The organism is Pedobacter aquatilis (assembly GCF_030409415.1).
GTDB lineage: Bacteria > Bacteroidota > Bacteroidia > Sphingobacteriales > Sphingobacteriaceae > Pedobacter > Pedobacter aquatilis.
Genome location: NZ_JAUFPW010000033.1, coordinates 207,211 through 224,048 on the forward strand (window position 1 = coordinate 207,211; position 16,838 = coordinate 224,048).

Consider the following 16,838-nt stretch of genomic DNA (forward strand, 5'->3'; position numbering starts at 1 on the left):
AATACGAATGATCTAATAGCTATAACGTTTTTAAGGTCGTTAACTTATAATTTTATTTTCTATCTATTTAAATTGTAATAAAATATGATTAATCATCGTAAATTTTAATTCCTTTACTCGTTCTTTATCCTCCTTTTAAAGTCATTAGGCAGCAAATTTTAATCATACTTTTGTGGTGTATTAGAATTTATTTAGACTGTATTTAAATAAATTAATTATCTTAAGATGTTGTAAATCAGATGATTGTTATGCTTATTTGCATTTTTAAATTCTTGTAATCACTAAATCATAGTAATTTTAATCTTTATTTAGAATGATTCTTGTTAACTTAGCCGAAATTCTAATACCCTATTGATAGTTTGAATTATATAATAACACATAGCTCTAAAATGAAAAAAATAATCTTTGCTATTTTAGCAGTAGCATCTTTGAGCGCAAATGCTCAAAAAAACGCTTTTTTCGATCAGGCATTCTGGAAAGGAAATACCGATTTAGCCACAATTAAAGCAGAAATTGAAAAGGGTAGTAGTCCATCTCAACTAAATCCTTCATCATTTGATGCGACAGTATTTGCGATTAACAGCGGTGCACCAACAGAATCTATTTTATATCTCTTGGAGCAACCAGGTAATGACGTAAACAAGTTAACTCACGATAGTCGTACTTATTTAATTTGGGCTTCATCTAAAGGAAATATTCCGGTTATGGAATATCTTTTGAAAAAAGGCGCTAAAATAGATGTGCAGGATAGTCATGGTTATACAGCTTTAACCTTTGCTGCGGCCGGAGGTCAAAAAGATGCAAAAGTTTACGATTTGCTAATCAAAAATGGCGCTGATTTAAAAAAGGATGTGAACCATGATGGTGCAAATGCTTTGTTAATCGCGATTCCAAATGATAAGGACTTAACATTAACTGATTATTTCGTTTCAAAAGGATTGGATTTAAATAGTAAGGATGCTGCCGGAAACACCGCATTTAATTACGTTGCAAAAGGTGGCAACATCGATTTAATGAAAAAATTACTTCAAAAAGGCGTTAAATATACAGACAATGCAATGATTATGGCAAGTCAGGGTGGACGCGGAACCTCAAATGGTTTAGAAGTATTTCAATACCTGGAAAGCCTAAAAATCAAACCAACAGCGGTTGGAAGCAATGGCGAAACTGCTTTACACAATGTTGTTCGCAAACCGAAGCAAGAAGAAATCATCAATTATTTTATTTCAAAAGGAGTTGATGTAAACAGTGCTGATAAAGACGGTAATACTGCCTTTATGAATGCTGCGAGTTTTAACAGAGATTTAGCAACGATAGAATTATTGGCTAAAAATGTTAAAAACATTAATCAGGTAAATGCAAAAGGTGTTTCTGCATTAGATTTAGCTGTACGTGGAAACTCAGCCGAAGTTGTAAAATTATTAATTGAAAAAGGCGCAGACGTAAACGTTGTAGATAAAAACGGGGACAACCTTGCGGCTTATCTTTTCCAGGCTTATAACCCACGTGGTATGGAAGATTTTGAAGCGAAATACAAATTACTTTCTGATAAAGGTTTTGATGTTAAAAAAGTTCAGGATAATGGAAATTCGTTGTATCACATTGCAGTTGTAAAGAATGATTTAGCATTATTAAAGCGTATTGAGCCATTAAAAATTGACGTAAACCTTAAAAATAAAGAAGGTTATACGGCATTGCACAAGGCGGCAATGACTGCCAAAGAACCAGAAATAATGAAATACCTTGTGTCTATTGGTGCTAAAAAAAATGTTACAACTGATTTCAAAGAAACACCTTACGATTTGGCAACTGAAAACGAATTTCTTTCTAAGAACAAAATTTCCATTGACTTTTTAAAATAAAATAATGAATAACATTTATAAAATATGCCTTGGATTAGGTATTGTATTTTCTACTTCTTTCGCTTCGATGGGGCAAAAAACGACTAAATACAAGTGCATGCTGCAGATGACTAATTATGTTGGAGAAGGCGCTTACATCGTTGTATCTTTAGTTGATGCTAAAGGTGCTTACGAAAAAACACTTTACGTTATGGGTTCAGATAAAAAATGGTATCCTGATGTTAAAGAATGGCATATGTTTTATAAAAAGAAACCTACTAACCTGAGTGCAATTACAGGAGCATCGGTAACTGGTGGCGATAGAAGTGTAACCACATTCGAAATTGAAGATGCTAAAATTAACAAAGGTTATACTTTACGTTTTGAATCGGCTGTTGAAGATAAAAAATACATTGTTAAGGATTTAGAAGTGCCTTTAACAACCGAAGGTATTGCAGCTAAAACTGAAGGTACTGGTTACATTAGATATGTTCGTTTAAGTGCGAACTAATAAAAGCTTTTAAATGACAATTTCAATATGGAGATACAGCCACTTGGCACTTGCTGTATCTTCTTTTCTTTTTTTAACCCTTGCGTCCGTAACGGGTATTATCCTTTCTTTCAAGCCGGTAAGCGAAAAAATTCAACCGTACAAGGCAAAAGATTTTAATCAGCTAACCGTTGCTGAACTTATTCCAAACTTATCAAAAAACTATACCGATATTATTGAGGTAACGGTTGATAACAACCAGTTTGTTGTAGTTGATGCTACCGATTTAAATGATAATTCAGGCAAGTTTTACATCGACCCAAAAACCGGAAAAGTTTTAGGAAAGGTTGCTAAAGAAAATGAATTTTTTCAATGGGTAACTTCATTACACCGTTCGCTTTTTCTGCATGAACTTGGCCGGTTTTTCATTGGTCTAACTTCTTTTCTATTATTCCTGATTGCTACTTCTGGTACGGTTTTAATTCTTCAGCGGCAGCGAAGTTTAAAGAAATTTTTCGGCAAAATTGTAAAAGATGGCTTTGCCCAATACTACCACGTTGTTTTAGGAAGAATTTTATTAATCCCGATAATTATCATTTCCATCACGGGAACGGTAATGTCCTTACAAACTTTTGAGGTTATTAAAGAGCAGAAAATTTCGCATAAAATAGATTTTGATGCTTTAAAAACTAACCCTGAAAAGAAGCCAGCAGATTTCGATGTTTTCAAAAACACAAAACTATCTTCATTAAAATCTATAGAATTTCCTTTTTCTGAGGATGTAGAAGATTATTTTACCTTAAAACTTGAGGATAAGGAAATAACTGTTAACCAAATAACCGGTGATGTTTTAACAGAACATGCATTGTCAAATGCGAAATTGTTAACTACATTAAGCATGGATTTACATACAGGTAGAACGAATGCAATTTGGGCAATTGTTCTGGCCATTGCTTCAGGTAATATTCTATTTTTTATATACTCTGGTTTTGTAATTTGGTGGAAGAGAAGCGCTAACCAAGTTAAAAATAAATATAAGGCAGACCAAGCTGAATACATTATTTTGGTTGGTTCTGAAAATGGAACTACCTTTCGCTTTGCGAAAGCAATTCATCAGCAATTGTTAAAAAACGGACAAATATCATTCATCGGGCAGTTGAATGATTATAAAATTTTTCCGAAGGCAAAGCAGCTTATCATTTTTACGGCAACTTATGGTATTGGCGAGGCGCCAACTAATTCATCTAAATTTATTGCACTTTTAAAGAAGTTTAAACAACCAAATCAAACTGATTTTTCGGTAGTGGCTTTTGGTTCACATTCATACCCTGATTTTTGTAAATTCGGTTACGAAGTAAATAATGCACTATCTCAACAAAGCTGGGCAAAACCCTTGCTTGAAATTCATACCGTTAATGATAGGTCGCCAGAAGATTTTACAAAATGGGCAACTTTGTGGGCACAAAGCTCAAATGTAGAATTAACCTCATTATCGAAACTTTTAGAAACCAAGCCGTTAAAGTTGCATCAATTTTCTGTGGTTGATAAGCAAGTTTCGAGTCATGAGGAAACTTCGTTTATCATTAGGTTAAGCCCTAAAAAACGTAAAAGATTCACGTCTGGAGATTTGTTGGCAATTTATCCGGCACAGGATCATCGTGAAAGGCAATATTCAATTGGTAAAATTGGCAAAGATGTTCAATTAAGTGTTAAACTACATAAAGGAGGTTTGGGTTCGAGCTTTTTATACCATTTGCAGATTGGGCAAACCATAAACGCTGCGCTTTTAAAAAACGAGCATTTTCATTTTCCAGCGAAGGCGAAAACGGTAATTATGGTGTCGAATGGAACAGGAATCGCACCGTTTTTAGGTATGTTGCATCAATATGGCAACGACAGAAATATCCACCTTTATTGCGGATTTAGAAATAAACTTTCCTTCCAACTTTATGAAAAATCTCTTAATACCGAAGCTGATAGATTGACAAAACTTAACATAGCATTATCCCGAGAAGGTGAAAAACAATATGTCAAAGATTTACTTGCCAGAGATGCCGATTTTATCTGCAATGCTTTAAAAGATGGTGGTGTGCTCATGCTATGTGGTTCTTTGGGTATGCAAAATGACGTAATCGAATGGCTGGAGATTGTAACTCAAAAGCATAGCAGCAAAGGTGTTAGTTTTTACCAATCTCGCGGTCAAATCTTAATGGATTGCTATTAGAATTATTAATTATCCACAGATAAAAAGGATGAAGACAGATGAAAGAAATCCATGTTTATCTGTGGTTAATAATTAAGTTGTTATATTTTGATTTGGAAAGCAATGGCAGAAGATTTTTTTATTGTCAGTCCCGCTTTGCGTTGCAATCTTTTTGTTATTTCCGTAATGCTCATCTTTCCGTCATTGCAAGGAGGAACAACGTTGCAATCTTTTTCTTGTTTGCTTCAAAAAGTATTTCCACTTCAATCGGGTTTAGGTTTCAAAGTCAGCTAAAAATCTGCTCAATACTTCCGTGATTTCTGTGTTTCCGTGGCAATTTTTAAATATACAGCCACAATTTTCATATGTTTTGCCACAGAAACAAGGAAGATACGGAAAATTCGTAATTGAGTTTTTTATCCCTAAAAAATCTGTGTTTATCTGTGTACATCTGTAGTTTAAGATTTCTCACCAAAAAACTATAGCATTTTTTTCCAGCGCTCCACCATTTTTTTATCCAAATTATCAGATAGAAAAATCTCTCCGTTATCGCTAAACATAATACAGCTATACTTTGGAAATTGCTTGATGAAATTTAATCCGACATCTTTTCCCAAAACCATTATCGAGGTGCTTAAACCATTTGCCAGCTCCGCATCCGGGCCAAAAACGGTAATGCCACTTAAACCAGTTGCCGGGTAACCCGTAGCCGGATTAATGATGTGCGAATATCTCTTTCCTTCAAAAATTACGAACTTCTCATAACTGCCCGAACTTACAATTGCGGTGTTGTAAAGTGGTACGGCTGCAAAAAGACTATCCTTATTATATGGATTTGTAATGCCAACAAGCCATTTCTTGCCATTGGGTTGTTTGCCCCAGGTGCTCATATCGCCCGTAGCATTTACAATACCGGCCTTAATGCCTTTAGCCAGCATCATATCCCTGCATTTATCAGCCGCATAACCTTCTCCCAACGCACCGAAGCCAATTTTCATGCCTTTCTTTTTTAAGAATATGGTAGAATTTAAGCTGTCGAGAATGATATTTCGGTAACCAACTTTTTCTACAGATTTTTTAATCAAATCAGCTGTTGGCATTTCAGTCATGGAGCCATCGAATTTCCAAATTCTATCCATGGCAGCAAAACTAATGTCGAATGCACCATTAGTAAGTTGCGAAAGTTTTAAGGCCCGCTTAGTAAGTTCGTAAACTTCCTTATCCACCTTCACAGGTTTTATCCCGGCGTTTCTAATCACCTCCGAAACCTGTGAAGTTGGCTTCCAATCAGAAATTAAGGCTTCTATTCGGCTAATTTCATTAATTATTATATCAATATTTTGGTTTGCAATTGTAGCATTTTTAGCAACTACAGTAATCTCAAAACGACCGCCCATCAGCATGGTAGTTTTCTTTTTTAAGACCTGGGCATTGCTGTAAATCCCCAAAAATAGTAATGCAATTAGGAAATGAAATTTCAAAACTTGGAAGACTAGCTAATTTTTAAGTTAATGTTATTTTTTTCTGCAGCTTCGATTGGTGCGTAATCTGATAAAATCAGTGCATTACCTTTTTTAACACAAACATCGTGTTCAAAATGTACTGATGGTTTCCCGTCAGCGGTTCTAACTGTCCAGCCGTCCTTTTCGATAAAAACGTCCTTTGTACCCAAATTTATCATGGGTTCTATCGCCATTGTTAAATTTTCCTTTAACATTAAGCCGCTGCCACGTTTACCATAATTTGGTACTTGTGGTGCTTCATGCATGCTTTTACCCAAACCATGTCCAACAAAATCTCTTACTACGCCATAACCTTGTTTTTCATTATGATTTTGAATTGCAAAGCCGATATCGCCTAATCGCTTACCTACAACAGCCTGTTCTATGCCAATAAATAAAGATTCTTTTGTCGTTCTGATAAGTTTTAGAATTTCCTCGCTTGCATCGCCAATTACGAAGGTATAGGCATGGTCGCCATGGTATTCATTTTTAATTACACCAACATCAACAGAAATAATATCTCCATCTTTTAGTATTTCTTTGCCAGGAAAACCATGTACAACAACATCATTTACCGAAGTAATAATGTGATGAGGGAAACCGCCATAATTAAAGAAAGATGGCACAGCGCCATTATCTAAAATATATTCATTTGCCAGTTTATCAATTTCGATTGTTGCTAAGCCAGGACGTAAAATTTTTGCAATTTCGGCTAAGGTATCACTTACCAGAAGCGCACTGATTTTCATCAGCTCTACTTGTTCATCAGTTTTGTAAAAAATCATTGCTGCAAAAATAACAATTAGTTTTTAAAAGCATATTTTAAACTGAATCTGAGTAATAGAAAGCCAAATTTAGAAATGAGTTTAATTTAATTTTGATGCGCTCTTGAATAAAATTAAATCGTTAATATTAAGAAAACATTGCATGCTTAATTTTGGGGAATTTATCCATCATTCATGAGAATTATTTTTTTCAACCTTACACTGTTAATCTTAACAGCACTATCTGCCTTTGCTCAAAGTTCAAAAAGCCAGGGTCATAGTCATAACGATTATCATCAAAACATTCCCTTATTAACGGCTTATTATGCAGGAATGGCCTCAATAGAGGCAGATGTTTTTATAAAGGATGGTGAACTTTATGTAGCTCATGAAGCTAGGGAAATTAAAGCTGGAAGAACGCTTAAGCAGTTGTATTTATCGCCCCTGGCTACTTTTTATAAGGAAAATAAAGCACATGCTTATAAAGATAGCCTCAAAAAATTACAACTCGTTGTGGATATTAAGGAAGACCACGTTAATGTGCTCAAGAAACTAATTTCTGAATTAGAAACGTTTGGTAATATTTTTGATTTCAGCTCGAATCCAAATGCAATAAAAATTGTAGTTAGTGGAAATATGCCACAACCAACAGATTTCAAGAATTGGCCTGATTATATCTTTTTCGATGGAAGACCAGAAACTAATTATACGGAGAGCCAGCTTAAAAGAGTTGCAATGATTAGTCAGGATATTAAGAAATATTCTGTTTGGAATGGTAAAGGCGTACCAACGCCAACGGATTACGCAAAGCTTAAAAAAGTAATAGATGATGCGCACAAGGCTGGAAAACCTTTTAGATTTTGGGCAACACCTGATAGCCAGAATACCTGGATTGTTTTAGAGCGTTTAGGTGCTGATTGGATAAATACAGATAAACCAACAGATCTGGCAGATTTTTACCTGCACCAAGATAAACTAACCTACACCAATCCGAGGCCCCATCCGGTTTATACGCCTGAATATAGAGTTGATGGTCAACCGAAAAAGGTTAAAAATGTAATATTGCTTATTGGCGATGGAATGGGGCTTGCTCAAATTCATGCAGGTTTAATTGCCAATCATGGCGATTTAAACATCAGTCGCATTCGCAATATTGGTTTTTCGCAAACTGCGGCGGCTAATTCAGGCAATACAGATTCTGCCGCTGGCGCAACAGCGATGGCTACCGGCGAGAAAACAAACAACCGATACATTGGCGTTGGAACTGACGGTAAAAAGCGAACCAATTTAGTTGATATTTTAGCTGGTTTTGGTGTTAAAAGTGGAATTATCAGCGTGGGCGACATTACTGATGCCACGCCTGCATCATTTTATGCACACCAAATTGAGCGCAGTATGAATAATGAAATTGCGGCTGATTTACTACATTCAAAAGCAGAGATTTTGGTTGGTTCAAATCGAAATGCATTTATTGGCAATAAGGATGCCCAATTGATGCAAAAGTTAAAGGCAAATGGATTTAATTTAAATGAAAATTTAGTTAATTTCTCCAAGCAAACTTCAGGTAAACAGCTTGTTTTATTATCTAACGAAGATGTTAAGCCTGTTATAAAAGGCAGAGGTAATATTTTAAAACAATCGCTCTTAAAAACTATACAACTTTTATCGAAGAATAAAAAAGGATTCTTCATTATGGCCGAAGGTGCTCAAATCGATCATGGTGGCCATTCGAATGATTTACCGATTTTGGTTACCGAAATGCATGATTTTGATAAAACGATTGAAGCTGCGCTTCGCTTTGCCGATAAAGATGGCGAAACATTGGTTATTATAACGGCTGATCATGAAACAGGCGGATTGTCTTTATTAGATGCAGATGCATCTAGAGGAAAAGTTACTGCACATTTTAGTACGGATGACCATACGAATATTATGGTTCCGGTTTTTGCCTACGGCCCACAATCTGATAAGTTTAGAGGTGTTTACCCAAATAACGAAATATTTAAAAAAATTCTTCGCGTTTTATCGCACAATAAGGCCCAATAAATTATTAAATTAATGGAAAGAAGATCTGTTATAAAAAGTTTGGGAGGCCTGATGTTGCTTCCGGCAATTAACCTGGGCTTTAAGGTTGATGATAAACCTGTTTTACGTATTGCTCATATTACCGATGTACACTTAAAAAATGATTTAGGTGCGCCAGCAAAATTTGCAAAATGCCTTCACCATATTCAAAAGCAATCTCCTAAAGTTGATTTTATCCTAAATGGTGGCGACGTGGTATTTGATATGAATAAGGAGCAGCTTACAGATATAGATGCCCAATGGAAATTGCAGCACAATATTATGAAAAATGAATGTTCGTTGCCTGTTTATTATGCTTTGGGTAATCATGATATCTGGTGGAATGAAGATAGTAAAGGCGATGTTTTCTACGGTAAAAAGTATGCCATGAATCAGTTGCAGCTTAATAAACCATATTACAGCTTTACTAAAAATGGTTGGAAGTTTATTGTTTTGGATAGTACCCATCTGGATATTGACAACACTTGGTACATTGGTAAACTTGGAGATAGCCAGTTTGCCTGGTTGGAGGAGGAATTAAAATCTACAAAACCCAATACACCTGTTTTAGTCATGTCGCACATTCCAATTCTAACGGCTTTGTTAATGATTGAAGATGATATCGTTAATAAATGGACCATGCTTGGCGGCGATATGCACACGGACACCTCGAAAATCATCAGCCTATTTTATAAATATCCAAATGTAAAGCTGGCACTAAGCGGTCATTTACATATGAGAGATAAAGTAGTGTACAACAATGTTACCTATTTATGTAACGGAGCAGTTTCAGGTGCATGGTGGAATGGCAACAGAAGAGAAACCGCTCCAGGTTATGGTGTAATCGATTTATATGCTGATGGTACCTTTGATGAGCAATATGTGAACTATTAAATTATGACTCGTTGTATAACAAAGAAATAAATTGATTCTATTTATTTCGAAAATTTGTAAAGGCAACATTAAAATAATGCACTCTTAATCACAAAATTGGCATTTTAGGAAATAAAACCGCACCTTTGCGAACCGTTAACAGGGTTTTGGTTATGTAATAAAAAATAATAATTTGCTTATGGAAGAATTGGTTGTAGAGGAGATACAGGAACTACTTGAAAAAGAAAATGATAAAGCATTAAAGCGATATCTTGATGAACTGAATATCTCAGATGTAGAAGAATTGATTGACGAACTTCCACAGCATGCAGCCAAATTCATTGAGACAATTTCCTTAAACAGAGCTGTTAACGTTTTCAGAATTCTTGATTTTCGTACTCAAGAGAGAATCATCAAAAAACTTTCGGGCAACAAGCTGAATCAAATTATAAAAGATTTGCCGCCCGATGACCGTACGGCGTTATTTAGTGAGTTAAAGGGGGATGTGGTAAAGAAGATGATTACGCTTCTTCCGCCTGAGGAACGTAAGGAATCACTTGCACTTTTAGGTTACAACGAATATAGTATTGGTCGATTAATGACCCCAGATTATATTGCCGTTAAGCCGGAGTGGTCGATTACGAGGGTTTTGGCGCATATTAGGCGTTACGGCAAAAATTCAGAAACCATTGATGTGGTTTATGTAATTGATAAAGAAGGTGTGTTGCTTGATGACATCCGAATTAGAGAGGTTTTATTAGCAGATCCCGAAGCGATTATTGGCGAACTAACTGATAAACGTTTCATCGCTTTAAAGGCTAACGACCCACAAGAAGATGCAATTAATATTTTCAGGATGAATAACCGAGTAGCTTTACCCGTTGTTGATGAAAATAATATTCTTTTAGGTATAGTAACCGTTGATGATATTTTATGGATTGCCAATGAAGAATATACTGAAGATATTCATAAAATTGGTGGTTCGCAGGCCTTAGATGAACCTTATTTAGATGTTCCGGTTTTCGAACTTTACAAAAAACGTGTGGTTTGGCTAATTGTGTTGTTTTTTGGTGAGTTACTTACCATCGCAGCAATGTCTAATTTCGAAAGTCAGATTGCGAAGGTTGTAATACTAGCCACCTTTATCCCATTAATTATTTCCAGTGGAGGCAACAGCGGTTCGCAGGCTGCAACCTTAATTATACAAGCCATGGCTTTGGGCGAAGTTACCGTTAGAGATTGGTGGAATGTAATGCGGAGGGAGATTTTTTCAGGCATGTTGCTGGGTACAACCTTATGTTTATTAAGTTTTGCCGTTATTGCCAGCTGGAATCTTTTTATGCCCGGCTTTACCGACCATTATGTTAGGATTGGTTTGGTGGTGGGTTGCTCATTAATTGGTGTAGTGCTTTGGGGAACATTAATGGGGTCTATGCTGCCACTTTTGCTTAAGAAAGTTGGTGCCGACCCGGCAGTTTCTTCAACACCCTTTGTTGCAACATTAGTTGATGTTACCGGACTAATTATTTACTTCTCCTTTGCAATATTGTTTTTAAGCGGAATTTTACTTTAATCATAAATGATGAACAAAATTACAACACTATTTACCGATATAGGCGGCGTTTTATTAACCAATGGCTGGGACAGACATGCAAGGGGAGAAGCTGCGGTACTTTTCAATCTCGATTCGGTTGATTTGGAAGAACGCCATCATTTAACTTTTGATACTTACGAGGTTGGAAAGCTTACGCTTGATGAATATCTTGAAAGAATTGTATTTTTTGAAGAACGCTCTTTCAGTTATGATGATTTTAAAGAATTTATGTTTAAGAAATCATTGCCTTATCCGGAAATGATTCAGTTAATCTGCGATTTAAAGAAAAAGTATAACCTAAAAGTTGCTGTAATTAGTAATGAAGGACGAGAATTAAATCAATACCGAATTAATACCTTTAAATTGAACGAGTTTGTTGATTTTTTTGTGTCTTCAAGTTTTGTTCACTTTCGCAAACCCGATGCTGATATTTTTAAAGTTGCCATAGATATTTCGCAAAGCGATGTAGAAACAAGCTTATATATCGATGATAGAATGCTTTTTGTTCAGGTTGCAGAAGGTTTGGGTTTAAAGGGGATTCATCATATTGATTATGAAGATACCAAAAAGCAATTAGCCGCTTATGGCTTAGAAGTTTAGGGTAAAATATATAGCATTTGTTGTTACCAATATAATTTTTCCCGCAGATTATGCGGATTGCAGCAGATATAAATCAAAGAATGCCATAATCTTTTTCCAAAGAATTAAAATTTTCTGTGGAATCTGTGTTTCATTGGCAAAAATCTCCCGCAGATAACGCTGATTACTGCAGATATAAATCAAGAAATAAAATAAGTTTTTTTCAAAGGTATTTCTGGTGTACTAGGGGGTTTTATTTTGAAGGATTTTCAAGGCACAAGTCATTCTGTATAAAACTGATATAAGCAAATGTAGAATGAAGCGGAGTAAAGCATTTATCGGGACTAAAGGCAGCCACTAGATTCATCAATTTCCGTGAATTCTGTGTTTCTGTGGCAAAAAAATCTCCCGCAGATTATGCAGATTACCGCAAAACTATTAGAATAAAAAAAGCTGCCAAGGCAGCTTTTCATGTATTTTAAGAATGAGTTTTAAGGTTTAAACGTTAAATCTGAAGTGCATAATGTCACCATCTTCAACAACGTAAGTTTTACCTTCAACGCCTAATTTACCGGCATCTTTACAAGCATTTTCAGAACCTAAGGTTACGAAATCGTTGTACTTAATGACCTCGGCACGGATAAAACCTTTTTCAAAATCGGTGTGGATTACACCTGCAGCTTGTGGCGCTGTGAAACCTTTGGTAATAGTCCAAGCCCTAACTTCTTGTACACCTGCGGTAAAGTAAGTGTAAAGGTTTAATAATTTGTAAGCCGCACGAATCAATTTATTTACGCCTGATTCATCTAAGCCTAAATCTGCTAAAAACTCCTGACGCTCTTCGTAGCTTTCCAATTCGGCAATTTCCGACTCGATTTTTGCGGAGATTACTAAAACTTCAGCTTTCTCATCAGCAACATTCGCCCTAACTAAATCTACATATTTGTTTCCAGTCACAACAGATGCCTCATCAACATTACAAACGTACATTACCGGTTTTTGGGTAAGTAGGCCTAAATCTTCAATAAAGTCGAAATCTTCTTGAGGTAAAGCTGCCGTACGGATAGATTTGCCACTTTCTAAATGAGCTTTAACAACCGTTAAAATTTCATAAGTACGTTTAGCATCTTTGTCGCCACCAGTTTTGGCCATTTTTTCAACCTTCTGAATACGTTTATCAACGGTATCCAAATCTTTAAGTTGTAATTCTGTATCGATAATTTCCCTATCGCGAATTGGGTCTACCGAACCATCTACATGGATTACGTTTCCATCGTCAAAACAACGCAAAACGTGTATTATTGCGTTTGTTGCACGAATGTTGCCTAAAAACTGATTGCCTAAACCTTCTCCTTTTGATGCGCCTTTAACTAGACCAGCAATATCAACAATTTCGATCGTGTTCGGTTGAACTTTGTTTGGCTTAACCAATTCTGCAAGCTTTGTTAACCTATCATCTGGTACTGTAATTACGCCAACATTTGGCTCAATTGTACAAAAAGGAAAATTTGCAGCCTGTGCCTTTGCATTTGATAAACAGTTAAAAAGAGTTGATTTACCCACATTTGGTAAGCCAACTATACCACATTGTAATGCCATTTATATATCTTGATTTACGATTTACGATTTACGATTTACGATTTACGATTTACGATTTCACCTTTCACCTTTCACCTTTCACCTTTCACCTTTCACCTTTCACCTTTCACCTTTCACCTTTCACCTTTCACCTTTCACCTTTTTCAGGCGGCAAAGATAAGCTTTTAAAACCTTTAATTAAAGGCAGTAATTTGTGGCTGACTTATATTTTATCTAAGTTTATCGAAAATTAAAAATGATGACAGAACAATTTGAACAAGATAAGCCAGATGAAGTGAAATTAGTGGTAACGGAAGATATGCGCAGTTATATTTATGATATTACGAAGTGGGCTAGATTTATCTCAATTGTAGGGTTTGTGATTTCGATTTTTGTAATAATGGCTGCTTTTAGTATTCCGGCACTAATGAATAGTAATCCTGGTGTGGCTGCACAAATGAGCCAATTGGGCTCGAATGGCGCAACCGTAATTACGGTGGTTTATTTTGTGCTTGGCTTATTGTTATTTTATCCTAGCATTTTGCTTAATAAAATTGCGAAAAAGGCAAAACAAGGTGTTTTATTTGGCGATCAGGAAAGTCTTAATGAATCTTTCGCTAATTTAAAATCGTTGTTTAAATTTTGGGGAATCGTTACAATTGTAGTTATTGCTTTCCTTTTATTTTCGAGGTTGTTGGTTGGCGCTGCAATGGCTGCAGTTTAAAAATAATTCAAATGATAAAAAAAGCCCTGAATTATTCAAGGCTTTCTTATTATGGTAATTAAAACGAAAAATCGTCGGTTGTTTTTGCGCTATGTTCTCCATTTTCTGAATATTCATAACGTTTTTCTACAACATCCTGATGGGTTTTGATGTAATCTACAGTTTCATTTAAACCTTCTGCAAATTTTTCGAAATCTTCTTTGTATAGAAAGATTTTATGTTTTACAAATACGCCGTCTTCTAATCTTTTCTTGCTTTCCGTTACTGTTAAGTAGTAATCACCTGAACGAGTGGCCTTCACATCGAAAAAATAAGTTCTCTTACCTGCTCTTACTTTCTTTGAAAAAACTTCTTCTCTCTCTTTATTGTCGAATTCTCCCATGGTTGGTATTGATGTTGGTTTTTGGTTTCGGTAAATATAAAGCAAATATTTAAAGTTCAAAATAGAATTTAACACAAATTAAGCAGTACGACTTTCTTCTTCTAAGAGCTGATTGTTGTAAAGCTCCGTATAGTTGCCATTCAGACTAATCAGTTCATTGTGTGTACCTTGTTCAATTATCTTTCCATCATCTAAAACCAATATTTTATCAGCATTTTTTATAGTAGAAATTCTGTGCGCTATTAATATGCTCGTTTTGTTGAGCATTATTTTACCAAGATTTTGAAGGATTTCTTCTTCGGTTTTGGTGTCAACCGCCGAAAGGCAATCATCAAATATTAAAATACTTGGCGATTTAATTAACGCCCTTGCAATTGAAACCCTTTGTTTTTGACCGCCTGATAAAGTTATACCACGTTCTCCAAGCATGGTTTCGAACTTTTCTTCAAAATCTATAATGTTACTATAAACAGAGGCATTTTTTGAAGCCTCATACACCTCGTCATCTGTAACCGTATCTAAACCAAAGGCGATGTTATTTTTTATCGTGTCAGAAAAAAGAAAAACCTCTTGTGGTACAAACCCAATCTGGCTTCTATAATCTTTCAGGTTCAAACCTTTCAAATTTTGCCCATCAACATTAATTTCCCCACGTTCAACATCATACATCCTCATAATTAAATTCGCCAATGTAGATTTTCCAGAGCCGGTTTTACCAATTATGGCTACAAACTCCCCGCTCTTAATTTCAAAACTTACATCTTTTAAAGCTTCAATTCCGGTATCAGGATAGGTGAAACTTACGTTTTTAAAGGAAATATTTCCTTTAATTTCGAGGTTTTCATTATTGGTTGATTGAATATCTGATGGGATATCTAAAAACTCATTAATCCTTTTTTGAGAAGCCGCTGCTCTTTGTATTAGTGACGTAACCCAACCCAACATGGTTACCGGGAAAGTTAATTGGTTGATGTAAATGATAAATTCTGCAATGTTACCGGCCGTAATACTACCATTCATAACCTGTACACCACCAACGTAAATGGTTAGAATTGTACTTAAGCCAATCAGAAGCAGCATAGTTGGATAAAATAACGCAGAAACCTTTACCAAACCCATCGAGTCTATTTTGTAATCGTTGCTTTGTATTTCGAACATGTTGCGGGTATAATCTTCCCTTACGTAAGATTTTATAATCCTGATGCCCGATAACCGCTCTTGTACAAAGGTTGATAAGTTGGAAAGTCTTTCCTGTATTTGGCCACTTTTCTTAAAAATCAGTGTATTTACATAGTATATAATTACAACCAAAAATGGGAGGGGAAGCAAACAATAAATGGCCAGTTTGGAGTTTACATCAAACATCGACCAAATAATCAATACCGATAAAACAAATGTATTTATTGTGTACATAATCGCCGGACCAACGTACATTCTCACCCGGTTCACATCTTCAGTAGCCCGATTCATTAAATCGCCAGTATTATTTCTTCTATAAAAGCCTAAACTTAGTTTTTGGTAATGCTGGTAAATATCGTTTTTCATGTCGAACTCGATATGTCTCGACATTAAAATAATGGTTTGCCGCATAAAAAATAAAAACAATCCCCTTAAAATGTAAAGTGCGATAACCAAAAAGCCAAAATATAAAAGGCTGTTACTGAAGATATCATATATAAGCTGTTGGCGATTAAATCCTTCAAAAAGATTGTAAATCAATATGTTTTCGGTAATTAAATCGAATGCGTAACCGATAACCTGAGCCGGTACAACACCAAAGATGTTAGAAATAACAACGAAAATGCTTCCGGGAATAATCCACCATTTATATTTTAAAAAGTATTTATTTAGGCGACTCAGGTGTTTCATACTATACAAACTTAGGTAAAATTGGCATTCTACACTACATATTTATGGTTATGTACTCAAGCTTTAAAAATTAATGACATTTTAGAATTTTTAAATAACTATAGCAACCGTTGGTTGAAACCAACGGCAATGAAGAGCAAATCCCTTAAAGGCATTATTTAAAGAGTATGCATAATTCATTTTAAGCGGCTTCAGTTAAATATCTTTGATAAAAAAGCATCGAACTTTAAAATAACCGCAACAATTTATAGTAGCAGATACAACTCCCCTCCTTATTTTCAAGGAGGGGTTGGGGCAATGTCATTAACTTAAGGGAATCATAGGGTAAGGAACTGTAAAAACAGTTCCTTTGTGCTTTCGAAACAACCCCCATGA

Annotated in this window: 13 protein-coding genes; 8 read left to right on the forward strand and 5 right to left on the reverse strand. The window is 35.4% G+C overall.

Going from position 1 to position 16,838, the window contains the following annotated elements; genetic code table 11:
* The first annotated feature begins 389 nt into the window (after nt 1–389).
* Genes QWY86_RS15900 through QWY86_RS15910 form a run of 3 tightly spaced genes read left to right on the forward strand, consistent with a single transcriptional unit; the run spans nt 390 to nt 4,555 of the window.
* Nucleotides 390–1,862, forward strand: coding sequence for an ankyrin repeat domain-containing protein (locus tag QWY86_RS15900; protein WP_290243426.1), 1,473 nt, complete (start codon nt 390–392; stop codon nt 1,860–1,862).
* 4 nt (nt 1,863–1,866) lie between these two features.
* Entirely contained in the window at nt 1,867–2,352 is a 486-nt protein-coding gene (locus QWY86_RS15905) for a DUF2271 domain-containing protein (protein ID WP_290243427.1), read from the forward strand.
* A 13-nt stretch (nt 2,353–2,365) separates the two neighbouring features.
* Nucleotides 2,366–4,555: a PepSY domain-containing protein gene (locus QWY86_RS15910; protein WP_290243428.1), complete on the forward strand. Its 2,190-nt coding sequence runs from the start codon at nt 2,366–2,368 to the stop codon at nt 4,553–4,555.
* Nucleotides 4,556–5,013: 458 nt separating this feature from the next.
* On the opposite strand, the gene QWY86_RS15915 is transcribed toward QWY86_RS15910, so the two are convergent.
* Both QWY86_RS15915 and map read right to left on the reverse strand, forming a co-directional pair.
* Nucleotides 5,014–6,015, reverse strand: a complete 1,002-nt coding sequence (locus QWY86_RS15915; RefSeq protein WP_290243429.1) for an FAD:protein FMN transferase — start codon at nt 6,013–6,015, stop codon at nt 5,014–5,016.
* Between the two features lie 11 nt (nt 6,016–6,026).
* Nucleotides 6,027–6,821, reverse strand: coding sequence for a type I methionyl aminopeptidase (gene map, locus QWY86_RS15920; protein WP_290243430.1), 795 nt, complete (start codon nt 6,819–6,821; stop codon nt 6,027–6,029).
* Between the two features lie 174 nt (nt 6,822–6,995).
* On the opposite strand from map, the gene QWY86_RS15925 reads away from it, so the two are divergent.
* From QWY86_RS15925 to QWY86_RS15940, 4 genes are all read left to right on the forward strand, one after another.
* Nucleotides 6,996–8,846, forward strand: coding sequence for an alkaline phosphatase (locus tag QWY86_RS15925; RefSeq protein ID WP_290243431.1), 1,851 nt, complete (start codon nt 6,996–6,998; stop codon nt 8,844–8,846).
* A 12-nt stretch (nt 8,847–8,858) separates the two neighbouring features.
* The gene (locus QWY86_RS15930; protein ID WP_290243432.1) at nt 8,859–9,758 is read left to right on the forward strand and encodes a metallophosphoesterase family protein; all 900 of its coding nucleotides are present in this window, start codon (nt 8,859–8,861) and stop codon (nt 9,756–9,758) included.
* A gap of 178 nt (nt 9,759–9,936) precedes the next feature.
* Complete coding sequence (gene mgtE, locus QWY86_RS15935) at nt 9,937–11,310, forward strand: magnesium transporter (RefSeq protein ID WP_290243433.1); 1,374 nt, start codon at nt 9,937–9,939, stop codon at nt 11,308–11,310.
* 6 nt (nt 11,311–11,316) lie between these two features.
* The gene (locus QWY86_RS15940; protein WP_290243434.1) at nt 11,317–11,931 is read left to right on the forward strand and encodes an HAD hydrolase-like protein; all 615 of its coding nucleotides are present in this window, start codon (nt 11,317–11,319) and stop codon (nt 11,929–11,931) included.
* A gap of 477 nt (nt 11,932–12,408) precedes the next feature.
* Here QWY86_RS15940 and ychF read toward each other — a convergent pair whose 3' ends face one another.
* Nucleotides 12,409–13,509: a redox-regulated ATPase YchF gene (ychF, locus tag QWY86_RS15945; RefSeq protein ID WP_290243435.1), complete on the reverse strand. Its 1,101-nt coding sequence runs from the start codon at nt 13,507–13,509 to the stop codon at nt 12,409–12,411.
* Nucleotides 13,510–13,744: 235 nt separating this feature from the next.
* Here ychF and QWY86_RS15950 point away from each other — a divergent pair, with 235 nt between their 5' ends.
* Nucleotides 13,745–14,212, forward strand: coding sequence for a DUF5362 family protein (locus QWY86_RS15950; protein ID WP_290243436.1), 468 nt, complete (start codon nt 13,745–13,747; stop codon nt 14,210–14,212).
* Between the two features lie 58 nt (nt 14,213–14,270).
* Here the strand turns inward: QWY86_RS15950 and QWY86_RS15955 are convergent, their stop codons facing one another.
* Entirely contained in the window at nt 14,271–14,594 is a 324-nt protein-coding gene (locus QWY86_RS15955) for a DUF3276 family protein (protein WP_290243437.1), read from the reverse strand.
* A gap of 78 nt (nt 14,595–14,672) precedes the next feature.
* Nucleotides 14,673–16,463, reverse strand: a complete 1,791-nt coding sequence (locus QWY86_RS15960) for an ABC transporter ATP-binding protein (protein WP_290243438.1) — start codon at nt 16,461–16,463, stop codon at nt 14,673–14,675.
* Between the last annotated feature and the right edge of the window lie 375 nt (nt 16,464–16,838).